19 protein-coding genes are annotated in these 17,243 nt (G+C 29.4%); 15 read left to right on the top strand and 4 right to left on the bottom strand.

What is annotated here, in order from left to right:
* Nucleotides 1-206: 206 nt before the first annotated feature.
* Nucleotides 207-1,484, bottom strand: coding sequence for an LCP family protein (locus tag RWN11_RS04770; RefSeq protein ID WP_314160642.1), 1,278 nt, complete (start codon nucleotides 1,482-1,484; stop codon nucleotides 207-209).
* Between the two features lie 191 nt (nucleotides 1,485-1,675).
* Here RWN11_RS04770 and mutM point away from each other — a divergent pair, with 191 nt between their 5' ends.
* From mutM to RWN11_RS04740, 6 genes are all read left to right on the top strand, one after another.
* Nucleotides 1,676-2,536, top strand: a complete 861-nt coding sequence (gene mutM, locus RWN11_RS04765) for a bifunctional DNA-formamidopyrimidine glycosylase/DNA-(apurinic or apyrimidinic site) lyase (RefSeq protein WP_314160641.1) — start codon at nucleotides 1,676-1,678, stop codon at nucleotides 2,534-2,536.
* A 12-nt stretch (nucleotides 2,537-2,548) separates the two neighbouring features.
* Nucleotides 2,549-3,397, top strand: coding sequence for a YitT family protein (locus tag RWN11_RS04760; protein ID WP_314160640.1), 849 nt, complete (start codon nucleotides 2,549-2,551; stop codon nucleotides 3,395-3,397).
* 69 nt (nucleotides 3,398-3,466) lie between these two features.
* Entirely contained in the window at nucleotides 3,467-3,799 is a 333-nt protein-coding gene (locus RWN11_RS04755; RefSeq protein WP_314160639.1) for a hypothetical protein, read from the top strand.
* Nucleotides 3,800-3,861: 62 nt separating this feature from the next.
* Nucleotides 3,862-4,413 carry a ribonuclease M5 gene (rnmV, locus tag RWN11_RS04750; protein ID WP_314160638.1) on the top strand — a complete coding sequence of 184 codons (552 nt, stop codon included), beginning with the start codon at nucleotides 3,862-3,864 and terminating at the stop codon, nucleotides 4,411-4,413.
* Nucleotides 4,413-5,273, top strand: a complete 861-nt coding sequence (gene rsmA, locus RWN11_RS04745) for a 16S rRNA (adenine(1518)-N(6)/adenine(1519)-N(6))-dimethyltransferase RsmA (protein ID WP_314160637.1) — start codon at nucleotides 4,413-4,415, stop codon at nucleotides 5,271-5,273. Before rnmV ends, rsmA begins: the two co-directional genes overlap by 1 nt.
* Before the next feature lie 10 nt (nucleotides 5,274-5,283).
* Nucleotides 5,284-5,565, top strand: a complete 282-nt coding sequence (locus tag RWN11_RS04740) for a nucleotide pyrophosphohydrolase (RefSeq protein WP_314160636.1) — start codon at nucleotides 5,284-5,286, stop codon at nucleotides 5,563-5,565.
* Between the two features lie 123 nt (nucleotides 5,566-5,688).
* Here RWN11_RS04740 and RWN11_RS04735 read toward each other — a convergent pair whose 3' ends face one another.
* Nucleotides 5,689-6,903: an MFS transporter gene (locus RWN11_RS04735; RefSeq protein WP_314160635.1), complete on the bottom strand. Its 1,215-nt coding sequence runs from the start codon at nucleotides 6,901-6,903 to the stop codon at nucleotides 5,689-5,691.
* A gap of 800 nt (nucleotides 6,904-7,703) precedes the next feature.
* Between RWN11_RS04735 and trpX the strand changes: the two genes are divergently transcribed.
* The 7 genes from trpX to RWN11_RS04700 all read left to right on the top strand — a co-directional run bounded on the left by trpX (nucleotide 7,704) and on the right by RWN11_RS04700 (nucleotide 14,494).
* Nucleotides 7,704-8,708 (top strand): tryptophan ABC transporter substrate-binding protein, encoded by a 1,005-nt coding sequence (gene trpX / locus RWN11_RS04730; RefSeq protein WP_314160634.1) that lies wholly within the window; start codon nucleotides 7,704-7,706, stop codon nucleotides 8,706-8,708.
* 299 nt (nucleotides 8,709-9,007) lie between these two features.
* Nucleotides 9,008-9,883, top strand: a complete 876-nt coding sequence (locus RWN11_RS04725) for an ABC transporter permease subunit (RefSeq protein ID WP_314160633.1) — start codon at nucleotides 9,008-9,010, stop codon at nucleotides 9,881-9,883.
* A 3-nt stretch (nucleotides 9,884-9,886) separates the two neighbouring features.
* Nucleotides 9,887-10,660 (top strand): ATP-binding cassette domain-containing protein, encoded by a 774-nt coding sequence (locus RWN11_RS04720; protein WP_314160632.1) that lies wholly within the window; start codon nucleotides 9,887-9,889, stop codon nucleotides 10,658-10,660.
* A gap of 200 nt (nucleotides 10,661-10,860) precedes the next feature.
* Nucleotides 10,861-11,526 carry a response regulator transcription factor gene (locus tag RWN11_RS04715; protein WP_314160631.1) on the top strand — a complete coding sequence of 222 codons (666 nt, stop codon included), beginning with the start codon at nucleotides 10,861-10,863 and terminating at the stop codon, nucleotides 11,524-11,526.
* Nucleotides 11,516-12,859: a HAMP domain-containing sensor histidine kinase gene (locus RWN11_RS04710; protein WP_314160630.1), complete on the top strand. Its 1,344-nt coding sequence runs from the start codon at nucleotides 11,516-11,518 to the stop codon at nucleotides 12,857-12,859. Before RWN11_RS04715 ends, RWN11_RS04710 begins: the two co-directional genes overlap by 11 nt.
* A gap of 403 nt (nucleotides 12,860-13,262) precedes the next feature.
* Nucleotides 13,263-13,865 carry a PepSY domain-containing protein gene (locus RWN11_RS04705; protein WP_314160629.1) on the top strand — a complete coding sequence of 201 codons (603 nt, stop codon included), beginning with the start codon at nucleotides 13,263-13,265 and terminating at the stop codon, nucleotides 13,863-13,865.
* 83 nt (nucleotides 13,866-13,948) lie between these two features.
* Nucleotides 13,949-14,494: a PepSY domain-containing protein gene (locus RWN11_RS04700; protein ID WP_314160628.1), complete on the top strand. Its 546-nt coding sequence runs from the start codon at nucleotides 13,949-13,951 to the stop codon at nucleotides 14,492-14,494.
* 107 nt (nucleotides 14,495-14,601) lie between these two features.
* Here the strand turns inward: RWN11_RS04700 and RWN11_RS04695 are convergent, their stop codons facing one another.
* Nucleotides 14,602-15,129 carry a hypothetical protein gene (locus RWN11_RS04695; protein WP_314160627.1) on the bottom strand — a complete coding sequence of 176 codons (528 nt, stop codon included), beginning with the start codon at nucleotides 15,127-15,129 and terminating at the stop codon, nucleotides 14,602-14,604.
* Nucleotides 15,130-15,142: 13 nt separating this feature from the next.
* Nucleotides 15,143-15,460, bottom strand: a complete 318-nt coding sequence (locus tag RWN11_RS04690; protein WP_314160626.1) for a hypothetical protein — start codon at nucleotides 15,458-15,460, stop codon at nucleotides 15,143-15,145.
* A 186-nt stretch (nucleotides 15,461-15,646) separates the two neighbouring features.
* On the opposite strand from RWN11_RS04690, the gene upp reads away from it, so the two are divergent.
* Together upp and atpB are read left to right on the top strand one after the other, a co-directional pair.
* Nucleotides 15,647-16,276, top strand: a complete 630-nt coding sequence (upp, locus tag RWN11_RS04685) for a uracil phosphoribosyltransferase (protein WP_314160625.1) — start codon at nucleotides 15,647-15,649, stop codon at nucleotides 16,274-16,276.
* A gap of 152 nt (nucleotides 16,277-16,428) precedes the next feature.
* On the top strand, nucleotides 16,429-17,157 hold the full coding sequence (gene atpB / locus RWN11_RS04680) for a F0F1 ATP synthase subunit A (RefSeq protein ID WP_314160624.1): 729 nt from the start codon (nucleotides 16,429-16,431) through the stop codon (nucleotides 17,155-17,157).
* Nucleotides 17,158-17,243: the final 86 nt, after the last annotated feature.

Below are 17,243 nucleotides of genomic sequence, written 5' to 3'. Positions count from 1 at the left end.
AATCAAATTTTACAAATAGCTCAAATAAAAAGAAACAATTATTCACATCTTCAAAAACTGGAACTGTAAATGTAAAATTTTCAAGTAAATAAATAATATCCCATCAAAAATAGTTTTTGATGGGATATTATTTATTCTTGGTTATTATTTACACCGGTATTTTGATGAGTATTTGTTGTACCGACACCAGTTGTAGTATTTTGTTGTTAATTACTATTGTTAGCATTTTTTTCAGTATTGCCATTTTCATCGGGTCTATTTTCATTACTTACTGTAATGTCATCTTTTAATTCTTCGTTAGTCAGTCTATCAGGTAGGTTAGTAAGTAAATCCTCAGGAGACATAACTGCAAGATTTGATATTGGATAATTTTGTACTGGACGTAAATTATCTATTTTATACTGTTTAAGCCCGATTGTTATATGTCCTTGATAGTATATATTTAGTAAATCAGTAGCTTTAGGTAGTGATAAATCAAGGTTATTTCTTAAAGCTGAAGATGCATAAAGTAGTGATAGTGGTTTTGGATAGTAATAATACACACCACCATAATAAACGTCATAACCATCTATTCTGTGCGATACTATTTCCATATCTTCATTTAGAAACATCTTAATAGCTGAAGAAATTTGAGTTGTAGACAAGTTATGTTCGACATTATCTCCAGCGATATTTATAACCTCATTTATTTTAGTTAAGGCGTTTAGACTTTTAGCTTTATCGATTAAAGCGTGGATAGCTTGAAGTTGACGCTGACCACGTTCAATATCACTATCGTAATATCTACTACGAGCAAAAGCAAGTGCTTGTTCACCGTTTAGAGTATGCCATCCTTTTTTCAGTTTAACAGTGTTCATTTCACCGTTAGCATTTTGTTCATCCATATCGAAAGGAACGTATAAATCTATTCCACCGAAAGCATCTACTGTTTGTTCAAATGCTTTAAAGTTGATTAGTACATAAAAGTTTATAGGAGTATGCAATAAGTTTTCTACTGCATTAGTAGTTCCTTTAACATCGTTATAAGCATGTGCGTGAGTGATTTTATCATAGAAATAAGCACTATTGTTATTTTCATCATCTTTTTCTCTCATAAGACTTAGAGAGTCACGTGGGATACTAACCATATCCATACGTTTTTTATCTTTATTAACAGTAGCCAGTATCATTGAATCTGTTCTACTGTCCTCACGAGTTTGTCCTTGAGCTTTACGATCATCATTCATATCGATACCTAGGATTAATACTGAGAATTTTTTGAAGTTAGGATCAACTTCTTTCAAATAATCTACATTCTTATATCCTTTTTGAGCGGAACTAGAAAAGTTGAAGAATGTATAGGCAGTGAAACCTCCTATACCAACTATAACTAGCGCCAAAATCGTCATTAATATTTTTTTGAATCCGCTCTTTTTAGGAGGTTTTCCTCCATTTCCGTATGAGGGAGAACTGATTCTTTTTCGTCTAGACATTTTTTCTTCCATTTAATAATAGACCCCTTTTAATTTACATTTAACTTTATTATTATACTACATATTTTTCTTTGATGCTAGAATAATGAGGTAAAAACTTGTAATTCTTGATTATTATAAATTATATAAATAAATGGAAATCTTTGAAATTTTCAAATATTTATATTAAAATAAAATATAAGTATAGAAAATAGGAGTGCATTATGCCAGAATTACCAGAGGTTGAGAATATAAAATTTGGTCTAGAAGATAGAGTTATAGATAAACAAATTCTTGATATAAAATATTCGAATGTAGTAAAAGAAAGTCATAAATTAAATAAAATGGCTATTGTTAAACAAAAACTTAGCTTTTTTTCAGAACATGTGAAAGGTAAAAAAATAGAAAAATTATCACGTCGAGGTAAGTACCTATTCTTTACATTAAATGAAGGATATATTATTACTCACTTTGGAATGACAGGAGCATTCTTTTTAGTTAAGGATATAGCTGAGATTACAAATAAAAATTATTATAATCATCGACATGTTATATTTGAACTTTCTACTGGAGAAAAATTAGTATATAGTGATATCAGAAGATTTGGAGAACTAAGATATATTGATGATGTAACTAAATTCAAACCTTTTGTAAATCTTGCGCCAGAACCATTTGATAAGTCTGCAAAAAAATATTTTTTAAATAAACTGGATGAAAAAAAATATAAAGATCAATCTATAAAAGCACTACTTCTTGAAGGAAATGTTTTTTGTGGTTGCGGAAATATTTATGATTGTGAGGTATTATATCGCCAAAAAATTCACCCTCTAACTAAAGCAAGTGAACTCTCTAAAAAGAAGAAGGAGAGTTTATTTAAAGAGTTGGTTGATATTTTGGAGCTTGCAATAAAAGAAGGTGGTTCTACTATTTCAGATTATGTTCACGCTGATGGTGGAGAAGGGAATATGCAAAATTTCCACCAAATTTATGGGAAAAAAGTTTGTCCTCTAGGTCATGATGTAGAAAATGTTACAATTAAAGGACGTTCAAGTCACTTTTGTTCTATTTGTCAAAAAAGAAAATAAAAAGGAGAATCAATGGATAGTAGAATAGAATTTTTAAAGAAATATATAAGTATAATTATTGGATCATTAATTTTTGCGGCGGGATTAGAATTTTTCTTAATTCCAAATAATATATTAGATGGCGGGGTAATCGGTGTTTCTATTATTGCTCGTCATTACTTTGGATTGCCACTAGGTTTGTTTATTTTCTTATTCAACATCCCATTCTTATATTTAGGATACAAGCAAATAGGTAAAGGATTCGCAATAGCATCTATTTTCGGTATTATAATACTTTCTGTAGCAACGTCATATTTTCATAGTATTCCACCACTTGTTACGGATCCATTTTTAGCATGTATTTTCGGTGGGATAATTCTTGGAATAGGTGTAGGATTAGTCATTAGAAATGGTGGTACGTTAGATGGAAGTGAGATGTTTTCTATCTATGCTACTAAAAAGTTACCGATTTCTGTGGGTGAAATGGTCCTTGGGATAAATGTTATTATCTTTATCGCATCTGGATTTGTATTCACGTGGGAAGCGGCACTATATTCAATGATAAGTTATTTCATAGCATCGAAAGTTATGGATATCGTTATTGAGGGACTTAATGACTCTAAATCGGTTATGGTTATTACAAGTAATTATCAAGTAATAAGTCAAGAAATTCAAGATAGATTAGGTCGTGGTGTGACTTTATTACATGGAGAAGGTGGTTATTCGGGACAAGAAACAAAAATCATCTTTTGTGTAATTACTCGTATTGAAGAATCAAAACTTAAAAAAATAGTCTTTAGAAATGATAAGAATGCCTTTCTATCGATTGGAACAGTTAGTGAAGTAAGTGGAGCTAACTTTAAGAAAAAAGATATACACTAATAAATTTCCTCTGCAGTTTTTTCTGCAGAGGATTTTTTGTGATATAATTAGTATAAAGAGGTGAGAATTATGGAAGAATTATATAATTATTGTATTAAGAGTGAGAAAGTTTATTTGTTAGAAAGAAGAAAAACGGTCAAATGGTGGCATATTATACTTGATCTTGTAGGTCTACTATATTTTGCTGGAGCATATGGGGAAGATACAACCTATGATTGTTACCTAGTTAAGTTTGATAAACATTGGGAAATACTAGTATGTAAAAAGGGGAAAGCACTAGAAAAAATTAAGCTTAAAGACAAATTTGAATTAAAAAAGAATTTTCTTTGTGCTGGATATAAGTATAAAGTTCATCATGAAATTACACATGAACTATACAACTATTTGAAATATTCATGCTAGTATGAGCAAAATTTGTCTAAATATGTTATAATAGACTGATGAATTTTTTAAAGGATAATAAAATGAAAATCAAAGAAATAATAGTAGTAGAAGGAAGAGATGATACCAATAGAGTTAAAGAAGCAATAGATTGTGATACATTTGAAACTAATGGATCTGCCTTAACTAAGAAAAAAATAGAACGCTTAATTTTTCTAGAAAAAACAAGAGGATTAATAGTTTTAACGGATCCTGATTATGCGGGGAAAAGAATTAGAAGTATTATAGAAAAAAATATTCCGACGGCAAAACATGCATATATTTCAAATAAAAAAGCTGTAGATAGTAAAGGGAAAATAGGAATAGAAGCTGCGAGTAAAGAAGATATTATTGCGGCTATAAAAAATCATTATACACCGATGGATGAGGTGAAAAATGATATAAGTAATGAAATATTGATAGAGTTAGGTTTAGTTGGAGGAGCTACTTCAAAAGTTCTAAGAGAAGAACTTTGCGAAAGATTAAATATAGGCTATACCAATGCTAAACAATTACTAAATAAACTTAATATGTATAATATTTCTAAAGAACGATTATTAGAAGAAATGACAAAAATAAGTAAAGGAATTAAATAATGATAGGAACACCCAAGAAAACTTTTGAAATACTAAAAAAACACGGTTTTACATTTAAGAAGAGCCTAGGACAGAACTTTTTAATAGATGCTAATATCTTAAATAGAATTGTTGATGGAGCTGGGGTAAATGGAAATGTAGGAGTAATAGAAATTGGACCTGGGATTGGTTCTCTTACAGAAGCGTTAGCTAAAAAAGCTAAAAAAGTAATATCATTTGAAATTGATGGTAGACTTTTACCGATTTTATCGGAGACACTTGCTGATTACCCTAATGTTGAGATTATTAATAATGACATCTTAAAAGTTGATGTTGATAAAATAATCGCTGAGAAGATGTCAGATTGCGAAAAAATTATGGTAGTAGCAAACTTACCTTACTATATTACAACTCCAATTTTAACTCATTTAATCGAGAATACTGAGAAAATTGATGGTTATGTAGTTATGATGCAAAAAGAAGTTGCTAATAGACTAAATGCTAAAGTAGGAACAAAAGATTATAATTCATTAACAATTTTATTAAATTATTATACTGATGTCGAATATCTATTTACTGTACCGAAAAAAGTATTTGTACCAGCACCAAATGTTGAGAGTGCAGTTGTAAAAATCATGACGAAAGAAACTCGCGAATTTGAAACTGATGCTAAATTTTTTAAATTCGTACGTTCGTGTTTTGTACAACGTAGAAAGACTTTACTAAATAACTTAATTTCAAGTTACGGTAAGGATAAAAAGCAAGACTTACAAAATGCATGTATAGATAGTGATATAGAGCCAGCTAGACGTAGTGAAACTCTAAGTTTAGCAGAATTTTATAATCTATATAATAATTTAACAAATAATAGTTTAATCTAAAGGGTAAAACATGGAAGAATTAAGAACTATAATAACGGAATTTAGAGGAAAAAGAGGATGGGAAAAGTATGATACTTTAGAAAGATTTTCTAAAAGTATTTCAATAGAAGCGGCAGAGCTACTTGAACATTTTCAATGGGATGAAGAAGGAGATAATATTCAAGAGATAAAAGATGAATTGGCAGACGTGCTTATCTATGCTCTTGCAATGTGTTATCACCTAAATGAAGATCCTAAGAAGATAATTAAAGAAAAACTAGTAGATGTCGCAAGACGATATCCAGAAAAATAAAATGAAAAGAAAAAGAGGTGTGATGTAGTGTCATTCCTCTTTTATGCAATATGGAAATTTATCTACACAAAAAAAAGTAGCTCTTTATGAGGGCTACTTTTTTTAATGATTTTATTTATATTACTATCGACTAGTTTTAGTTTTTAAGACACGTACTTCTTTACCTTTATAGAACATTGCATAAAGAACGGTTACTCCAATTGTGATTACTGCGCAAAGGATATAAATTCCTCTGTATGATAGAATTCCGTGAACAGTACCTAGAGCATAAGGTCCAAATCCTAGACCAAGGTCTAATCCGATAAAGTAAGTAGAAAGTGCGATTCCTACTTTAGTAGAATCAACAAGTTTTAAACAAACAGCTTGTCCATTTGACATGAATGTCCCATATCCAAGACCAATTAAGGCACCAGAGAATAGTAACATGAAGCTACCATTTGTGAAACTTAACATTAATAAACCTAAAGTTAAGAATACAAAACTTGGATACATAACTGCATTCTCACCACGAGCGTCGAAGATACGACCTGCGAATGGACGAGTAGCTGTAATAATAAGTGCATATACTACAAAGAAGAAAGCTCCCGCAGTAGATAAGTTTAAGCTATCAGCGTAAATTGATAAGAATCCTAGTACACTTGAATATGCTAAACCGATTAAGAATGCAACTATTGAGATGAATAATACTTTATATTCAATAAATGTATTTAGAGACCAACTGTTTAATAATTCTTTTTGTTTTTCATTTAATTCGATATTTTTAACAGGGAATAAGAAGCAAGCTACAGTTACAGCAATAGATAGAACAATTGCTAGAATTATAACCGCATTAAATCCTGTGATAGGTAATAATAACATACCGATGAATGGTCCAATAGCAGCTGCTAAACTTGTACTTAAACCGTAGTAATTAATTCCTTCACCATTACGAGTTTTAGGAATATACGCAGTAACTATTGCGTTAGCTGCAGTAGAAATAGTTCCATAAGCAAATCCGTTTAAGAAACGAACTGTATCTAAAATAATGATATTTGATGAAATTAAATATGCAGCTGTTGTAATTAAATAAATTAAAGCACCAAATCGTAGAATTTCTTTACGACCAATGATTTCTAATTTTTTACCGATATAAAGACGTGCGACAAGTGTACCAATAATATAGATACCTGCGGCAAAACCTGCTTGTGCAGCAGTAGCACCTAACTGTGAGGTTGCATATTTTGCTGTAATTACTACAAAACAATAATAAATTAAAAATACAATAAAGTTAATTGTAGTAATTGTAATAAATCCTTTGTTAAATAATTTTTCTTTTTCTATAGCTGTATTGCTATCCATAAAAATTCTCCTAACTTTTTTTAAATAACATATATCTATCATACTCCTATGAAAATAGATTTTCAAGTGAAAATTTTCATAAAAATGATATATTTTCAATTTTATTTTCATATAAAATGAAATTTGTTAGCGATAATATTATGCCTATATATAACATTATTATCAATGATTAAGGAGATGTATCAATTTTAAAATATTAATTTCTCAGCTATGAAAACGACTTATTTTCATAGTTTTCAAAAATCTTTCTTTGAAATATAGAACTACAATCTTTGTAGAAATATGTGATAAAGTTGTATTAATATATTTATAATATTTTATTGAAAATTATTTCCAATAAACTTTTTGTAAGGCGGTTATATGTTCTACTATGTGACTTTTAGTCGTAATTGTCAGAATTTTTATATTTTTTTTTAAAAAAACATATTGACAATAAAAAAAAGAGTTGCTATAATGTAACCAAGAATTAAACGTAAAGGAGAAAAAAGATTTATGAAACTGTATCAAGTTGACACGCTACAATTAAATATTCGTTGGCAAAGCCACTAGATACTGAGTCGATCTTGTTTCTTTTTGACATAGATACGACTCTCAGACGAGAAGTAAGTATCTATGTGGATTATTTGTGATGAAAAAATCGAGGCCACATAGAAATATCTAGGTGGTTTTTTATATTTATTATTAAAAATTATACGGAAGGACCACTAGATATACGCTAGTGGTCTTTTTATATAGATACGCTTCTAAAATTTGATTACAAAAAATATTATTATAGATAAAAGTAAAAGGAGATTATTAAAATGAAAGTAAATAAAATTTTTGTAGCATTCGCGGTATTATTAGTTTGTGTATTAGGTTATGGGTTCTTCTCTAGTAAAAAAGGTGAAGAAACTAAAAAAGTTGATAATAAAGAAGTAAAAGTAGGGGTACTTCAATTACTTAGTCACCCAGCTCTTGACCAAATTTATAAAGGTTTAGAAGATGGACTTAAAAAAGAAGGATATGAAGTTGGTAAGAACTTAAAAATTGATCTTCAAAATGCTCAAGGTGATCAAAGTAACTTAGCAAGTATGGGTCAAAAATTAGTTACAGATAACAACGATATCTTAGTGGGTATTACAACACCAGCTACTTTATCACTATCAAATGCAACTAAAGACAAACCAATCATCATGGGTGGTATTACATATCCGGTTGAAGCAGGACTAATTAAAGCCGAAAATAAACCAGGAAATAACATTACTGGTGTTAGTGATAGAACTCCAATTAAACAACAACTTGAAATCATGAAAAAAGTTTTACCTAACATGAAAAAAGTTGGTATTCTTTATACAGCTAGTGAAGATAACTCTGTAAAACAAGCTCAAGAAGCTGAAAAATTAGCTAAAGAATTAGGATTAGAAGTTAAGGTATCAACAGTAGCAAACACAAATGATATTCAACAAGTAACAGAAAGCCTTGCTTCACAAACAGATGCAATCTTTGTTCCAATCGATAACACAATTGCTAGTGCAATGGCAACAGTAGTAAAAGTAACAGACGCTAAGAAAATCCCTGTATTCCCATCTGCAGATACAATGGTAGCTGATGGAGGACTTTTAGGATTAGGTGTTGACCAATATCAAATCGGTGTTGAGACTGCAAAAGTTGTTGCTAAAGTATTAAAAGGCGCAGATACTAAAGATATGCCAATCGTACTTGCTAATGAAGGTGTAATTTACCTAAATGAAGCAAAAGCAAAACAATTAGGAATTGAAATTCCAAAAGAAATTAAAGATAAAGCAAAAGTAGTGGATAAAAAATAATGGGAGTGACTCAAAAATCGTGATTTCGGAGAAATCGATTTTGTCGAGTCACCCCCGCACAGTTTATTAGATATCTAAAAAGCTTTTATAAAGCGAATTTAGATATCAATAAACCACTGCGTTTATGAATTATCATATACATTTTGTTGAAATTTAGGACTTTTGAATCACTCCTATTATAGGTAGTAAATAAAGATAAAGGAGCGGCTCATCAAATCAATTGAAAAAATTATTGTTTATGAGTCGCTCTAAATTATATAAAACCAAATTAGAAGAAATATAAATAAAAGAGGTGCGGAATGGATTTATTTATTTCAGCGATTTCACAGGGAATGCTGTGGGGTATATTATCGCTTGGATTGTTTATAAGTTTTAGAGTATTAAATATTGCGGATATGACTACAGAAGGTGCATATCCTTTAGGAGCTGCTGTCTGTGTTATTTGTATACATAATGGGATTAATCCTATTATAGCTACCCTGATTTCAATAGTAGCAGGTATGTTAGCAGGTCTTGTTACGGGATTTTTAATTACCGTTTGCAAAATCCCGAGTTTACTTGCAGGGATTTTAACGATGACGGCATTATTATCAGTGAACCTTAGAATTATGGGGAGACCAAATTTAAGTTTAATCAATAAAGATACAATTTTTAGTAAAATTCAAGGATTAAACTTACCAACTCATTATGATACTGTATTTGTTGGAATTATTCTTTCTGGATTAATTATTATTGCTATGTCTTTATTCTTTTCAACAGAATTAGGTCAGAGTTTAATTGCAACAGGAGATAATGAGAAAATGGCGACAGCATTAGGTATTTCTACAAAAACAATGACGATTTTAGGATTAATGCTTGCTAATGGAATTATTTCTTTAGCTGGTGCGATTTTAGCCCAAAACAATGGTTATTCAGATGTAAATAGTGGTATTGGAGTTATAGTAGTAGCTTTAGCAGCAATTATTATTGGGGAAGTAATCTTCAAAGATGTGGCTTTTACGTCAAGATTAGTTTGTGTAATTTGTGGTGCGATAATTTATAGATTACTGCTAGTTGGAGTGTTAAAATTAAATATTATTGGAGCTAATGACTTTAAATTAGTTTCAGCTTTAGTAATTGCAATTTTCTTAACTCTACCTCAATTAAAATTAAAAGCTAAGAGAAAGGATGCGTAGAAAATGTCATTTATAAAAATTAATAAAATAGATAAAACATTCTTTCCTGGAACTATTAGAGAGCAACATGCTTTAAAAAATGTTAGTCTTGAAATAAAAGATGGTGATTTTATTACTATTCTTGGTGGAAATGGAGCAGGGAAGTCAACTTTTCTTAATGCCTTAGCGGGTTCATTCTCACTAGATGGTGGAGAAATTTTAATCGAAGGAGAAGATGTAAGTAATATAGTAGAACATAAGAGAGCTGGATTTATTAGTAGAGTTTTCCAAAATCCACTTGATGGAACAGCTCCTCGTATGACTGTTGCACAGAATATGTCTTTAGCACTACGACGTGGTAAAGTTAGAGGTTTTAAACCAGGAACTACTAAAGAAGATAGAAAACTTTTTAAAGAGTTACTAGCAACTTTAGACTTAGGGCTTGAAGATAGATTAGATAGTGAGATGGGATTATTGTCTGGGGGGCAGCGTCAAGCTATTGCGCTTTTAATGGCGACTATGACAACACCTAAACTTTTGCTTCTTGATGAACATACGGCAGCATTAGACCCTAAAACACAGAAGAAGATAATGGAACTTACTCGACAAAAGATTGAAGAGAAAAAATTAACAGCTTTAATGATAACTCATAATATCCAAGATGCGGTGAAATACGGTAATAGAATAATAGTTTTACATCGTGGGGAGTTAGTTCGAGATATCAGTAAAGAAGAAAAAGAAAAGCTAGATGCAAAAGCATTATACGAGTTACTTTATAATTTAGAAGAAAGTGAATAAAAGTAACGAAAGCGACTTAGATATGTGATTTTATAAATTGCTATTTTAAGTCGTTTTTTCATTTTAAATTCATTTATATAGTATATACTGACTTTATTAATAAGTGTAAATCTAAAATTCTATAGATTTGATAACTATTGTTTTACATTTGTAAATGAATTAAGTAAAATATAGTAGAAATTTAGTATGAGGAGACTATTATGAAAATACTTGTTGTAGAAGATGAACGCGATTTGAATAGAATAATTACTAAACATTTAAAAAAGAATAATTATAGTGTTGATAGCTGTTTTGATGGCGGAGAAGCATTGGATTTTGTTAGTTATAGTGACTATGATTTGATTATTACTGATATTATGATGCCAAATGTTGATGGTTATGAGTTTATCAAAAGACTTCGTGAGAGTAAAAATAATACACCAGTAATTATGTTGACGGCAAAAGATACTTTAGAGGACAAAATTGTCGGCCTAGATAGTGGTGCTGATGATTATATAGTTAAGCCGTTTGAATTTGATGAACTACTTGCCAGAATAAGAGTTTTAATGAGAAGGAATTATGGGCTAGCAACTAATGTTATTCAAGTTGATGATATTGTGCTGGATATTTCTAAAAAACAAGTTACTAGAGATGGTGAGAATATAGGATTAACAGGTAAGGAATATGAGGTATTAGAGTATCTTATGAAGAATAAAGAGAGTATCCTAAGTCGTGATCAAATTCTTAATCATGTTTGGGATTATGATTATGATGGTGCTTCGAATATAGTAGATGTAATTATAAAAAATATTAGGAAAAAACTAGATAATGGAACGGATAAAACTATTATTTATACTAAAAGGGGGCTAGGATACTTTGTTAAATAAAATTAATAAATTATTATTCTTTCCATTTAAAAAAGTATCTTTAACTTTTAAAATAACATTATGGTATACAACATTTATTGTTTTATTGATAGGATCTTTAATAGCGGGGATATTTTTAGTAAGTGATAGTGTTGTTGAAAAGAACAGTGAGAAAAAATTGATAGAAGAGGTAGCTGAAATCGCTAGCGGTTCGGATAAATTTACTCCTTTCGAAGATGGTGTCACGTTATCTGTTTATGATAAAGATGGAAATCTTATTGCGGGGTCTGTTCCCAGAAATTTTAAAGTTAATGATTTTAGTTTAGGAGCTATTTCTGAATATAAAGATGTAAATAATAATAAGTATTTATACTATGATTCAGAAACTAGTTCTGCTAGATTAGGTAATGGAAAATATGTAAGGGGTATTGTTCAAGTTACAAATAACATTAATGGCTGGATATTACCGATAATTATTAGTATTGGTAGCCCATTTGTTATTATGGTAATAATGTATGGTGGATACTTGATAATAAGAAGTTCATTGAAACCTGTAAGAGATATGACAGAAACAGCTGATGCCATTGCAAAAAGTAACGACCTTACTAAGCGAATATATATAGAAGATGGTACAGATGAAGTACATAAATTAGGAAAAGTGTTTAATGAAATGTTAGAAACACTTGAAAATTCATCAAAAAGAGAACGTCAATTTAGTTCGGATGTATCGCATGAACTCCGTACGCCAATTTCTGTAATAAAGGCAGAAAGTGAATATGGAGCGAAATATACAGATTCTTTAGAAGATGCTAAAGAATCGTTTGATGTAATTGAAAGGCAGAGTAAAAGAATGACTTCTATGATAAATCAGATTTTGGAATTAGCTAGGCTAGATAGTCGTTTGGAAGTACCGAAACAAGAAGTTAAACTATCTGAGAAGATTAAACATACATTAGAGGATTATAAAATTCTATTTGATAATAGAAATATAAAGTTATCTGCAACTATAGAAGAAGATATATCAATCTTTGCTAATGAAGCTTTAATTATGCGTATGATAGATAATTTATTGTCAAATGCCTTGAAATATGCTGAAACGGAAGTAACAGTTTGTTTGGCAAAAAGAAATAGAGTAATTCTTGAAGTTGCTGATGATGGTATTGGAATAAGTGATAATGAGAAAAAACATATTTGGGATAGATTTTATAAAGTAGATAAATCAAGAACAACGACTGAAGATAATTCTTCAGGATTAGGACTGTCTATTACAAAAAAAATAGTAGAATTACATGATGGTAAAATAGCAGTATTAGATAATAAGCCAAAAGGAACAAGGTTTGTAGTGAATCTTTAAGAATTATGAAGGCACATCTTTAAAATATGAAGGTGTGCTTTTTATATTGTAGAAAATTTTAAAATAATAAAAATCTTCATTTAGCATTCATAAAACGAGGATATAATAAAAATATCAAAAGAAAAGAATAAAAATGAAAATCTTCATTTAGCGTTCATAAAAAAAACGTATAATAAAAACATTAAAAGAGAAGAACAAAAATGAAATCTTCATTTAGCATTCATAAAACGAAGATATAATAAAAATATCAAAAGAGATGAATAAAAGTGAAATCTTCATTTAGCATTCATAAAACGAAGATATAATAAAAATATCAAAAGTTAAGAACAAAAATGAAATTTTTATTTAACGTTCATAAAAGAAATATAAAATAAGAATATAAAGAAAAAGAGGTAAATTAAAAATGACAAAAAATATTAATAACAACGAAATCGAAACAATTGAAGGAACTTATGTTGAAACTATAGAAAACGACAACCAATATGACAACCAATATGACAACCAATATGATACCCAATATAATGAACAACCTAAAAAAACTAAGAGGAATTTTCTAAAACCATTAATTATTGGAGCGTTAGCTGTAGTAGTAACGGGCGGAGTTGGAGCTTATGCTTATGATAAATATGAAACTGCACAGAGAACTAAAATTCAAGATGCTTACTATAATGTTAAGTTGAATACAGGAAATCAAACTAATTCGAATGACAATAATAGTGGAAATAATAGCTCAAATAATACTCAGAACAATAATACACAACAAAATACTCAAAATGTTAAATCACAACAAGAGATCCGATCAATTGTATCAGAAGCAATATCAGTACCGGAGCAAAATATTAAGTTTGTAAAAATTAAACCAAAATATGAGGATGATTACGCACCTCAAAATAATGGAGTATCTTTATATGTTTATAAAGTTGAAGCAAAAGCTAACGGATTAGAGTATGATGTAGTAGTAGATGCCATTTCAGGAAAAGTATTAAAAGTGAAAATTGATGATTAAAAAAAATAATATCTTAATCTTCATCTAAGATTCATAAAGGAAATGTATAATAAAAATATAAAGAAAAAAGAGGAAAATGAAAAATGACAGAAACTAAAAGAAAAAGAAACTTTTTAAAACCATTAATTATTGGAGCGTTAGCTGTAGTAGTAACGGGAGGGGTAGGTGCTTATGCATATGACAAGTATGAAGAAGGACAAAGAGCTAAAATTCAAGAAGCGTACTCGAATGTAAAAATGAATGTCGGAAATCAGTCAGCTCAAAATAATAATAATGGAAACAATAACGACAATAGCAACAATGGAGATAATGGTTTGAATAGTAATTCACAAAATAATAATCAGCCTTCAAATGTTCAAAATAATAATAACAATAATACTCAACAAAACACACAAAACGCTAAATCACCACAGGAGATTCGTTCGATAGTCGCTGAAGCTATCTCGACGCCAGAGCAGAATATTAATTTTATAAAAATTAAACCTGAGTATGAGGATGATTATGCAATGCAAAATAATGGAGTGCCTTTATACATATATGAAGTAGAAGCTCGCGCGAATGGATTAGAATATGATGTGGTAGTAGATGCCGTATCAGGAAAAGTACTAAAAGTAGAAATTGATAACTAATAAAAAACTGATAATCTAGAAATAAAATCTAGGTTATCAGTTTTTTATATTTATAGAAGCGGATTTAACATATAAATTAAGATATATGATATCTTCTATATGTTCGGCTATTTTTTGTTATTGTTATAAATATAATATCCAATAAAAATAGAGACAATTAAGTACAAATTAAAATTAGGATTAGCGATATAGAATAACATTGCTCTATAAGATAATCTCATGAGTAATCCTTGGATAATCGATGGTGCAAAAAGTAAAATTATGATTATAGAATTATTCATCTTTCTTGATATTAATATTATAAAAATTAATATTAGCAAAAGAATTAGTATTGCTAAGTATCTATTTATAATAATATTAAATAAAGTAGGAAATTTAAAAGGATTAAAAAATATTAACAATGCGATTAACAATACTAATACTGTAATTATAGTACTCTTAGTACGTTCATCAAGTTTGCTTTTACTAGTGTACATAAATATATAACTTAGATAGAATCCTCCAAAAATTAAAACACCAACGACAGCAGCTTCTAAAAGATTTAAAGCCATGAAAGGATTAGCTAAAATCGGTGTTAAGTAAAAAAGTAAATATATACCAGTTGCAATTAGAAAATTACGTTTGAAAATTGTCATATGATCTCCTTATTTATTTTATTAATGCAGTTAAAGCATAGGCAACAAAAGAAAATACTATTATAAGAAGTATTAAAACTAATGCACTTGAATTAAAAATAAAAAATAGCGGAAGTGCTAGAATAATACTAAGTAGTGGTGTATAAATTGTTCTTTGCAATAAGTAGGTTATTAATAATGTAATTGCAAATGAAGAAAATCCATAAACTAAGATTAAAATGAACCCAGCTTTATCGCTAGTGCCACTATAAAATTTCAAAAAAAGTAGGGGAATAACATAGTATAAAATACTAGTAAGTAAAAATATTCCTAATAATGTTTTTCTTTGCATGATAAAGTCTCCATAAATATTGTTTTTATTATTGTAATATTTTATATTGTATAAGTCTAGTAATATAACAAAACTAATAAAAAAATATTTATTGAACTGAGTAAAATATTTTCGGATATCCCTTGTTAAAATGAAATAATTAGAGTAAAATAAATATAATAACAATACAAAGGAGAACTATAAATTATGTCAAAAGTTCATGTTTTTGATCATCCATTGATCCAACATAAATTATCTTTCATTAGAGATAAAAGAACAGGATCTAAAGACTTTAGACAACTTACTAATGAAGTAGGTTCTTTAATGGCTTATGAAATCACTCGTGACCTTCCACTGGAGGATGTTGAAGTAGAAACTCCAATCCAAACTACTACTTGTAAACGTCTTGCAGGTAAAAAAGTTGTATTCGTTCCAATTCTACGTGCAGGATTAGGAATGGTAGATGGTTTAATGAATTTAATTCCATCTGCAAGAGTAGGTCACGTTGGATTATATCGTGATCCAGAAACTCTACAACCACATGAGTATTTTGTTAAAATACCTAGCAATCCAGAAGAACGTCATTTCATCGTTGTTGATCCAATGTTAGCAACTGGTGGTTCTGCAATTGCTGCAATTAACTCATTAAAACAACGTGGGGTTACTGATATTAAATTTATGTGTCTAATTGCAGCACCTGAAGGCGTAAAAGCATTACACGAAGCGCATCCAGATGTAGATATTTTTATCGCTGGACTTGATGAGAAACTAAATGATCACGGGTACATTGTACCAGGATTAGGAGATGCTGGAGACAGAATCTTTGGAACAAAATAAAAGATTATTTTTTAATCAATTCATATAAAATTTAAGAAATCGCTAGCAAATATTTCAAAATCATATTATAATATGATTATGTATTTCTAATTTTATATTACAACAGACTTAGAAATCTAAAAGTTACTTAAGAAAAGAGGTGAGGGGAATATATGGAAAAACACACATATCTTATTACCAAATTATTTGGCTATGATATAACGGTTAATATTCCTAGTGTAATCACAACTTTAATAACAGTATTACTTACCTTTGTTATTGTGATGTTTCTAACTAGTAGAATAAAATTAAGACCAGATAGTAAACGTCAAAATGCGGTTGAATTACTTGCGTATTTCGTTAGTGATAATGTCATCAAAGGTAATGTTAACTGGAAAAAATATGGTAAAGGATTATGGGCAACAGCTCTAACAATTATTTCACTTGTTGCAGTAGCAAATACTATAGGTGTATTAATAGAAGTTAGTTACAATGAAGTCGTCTATGTCAACTCTGTAACTGCGGATCCAACATTTACTTTCTCTCTTGCATTATTGATTATTGTATTTACTCATTTTGCAGGGATTAAGTATAAAGGTGTTAAACACTATTTTGGTACATATACTTCTTCAGGTATAGGTATTACGCCATTTAAAGTTATTGAAGAATTCACAAACTTAATGACTTTTTCAATGCGTTTATTCGGTAATATCTATGCAGGTGAAATATTATTAGCACTATTAGCTACACTTACAACAGTAGGATTCTTTGGTGCAATAGCTGGTATGGCAGGATTAGTAGTATGGAAAGGATTCTCTCTATTTATAGGATTTATCCAAGCGTATATCTTTACTGTCTTAACATTCATTTATTTATCACATAAAATTAGTGATGAACATTAATCTTTTTAAACGCACTATATGTGCAAAAATCTAATAATTAATAAAATTCATTTATTATCCAAGGAGGAAAATATAATTATGGTAGA

Source organism: uncultured Gemella sp. (assembly GCF_963519265.1).
Lineage (GTDB): Bacteria > Bacillota > Bacilli > Staphylococcales > Gemellaceae > Gemella.
Note: the sequence above shows the minus strand (reverse complement) of the source record. Positions and strands in the feature narration are given on the sequence as shown.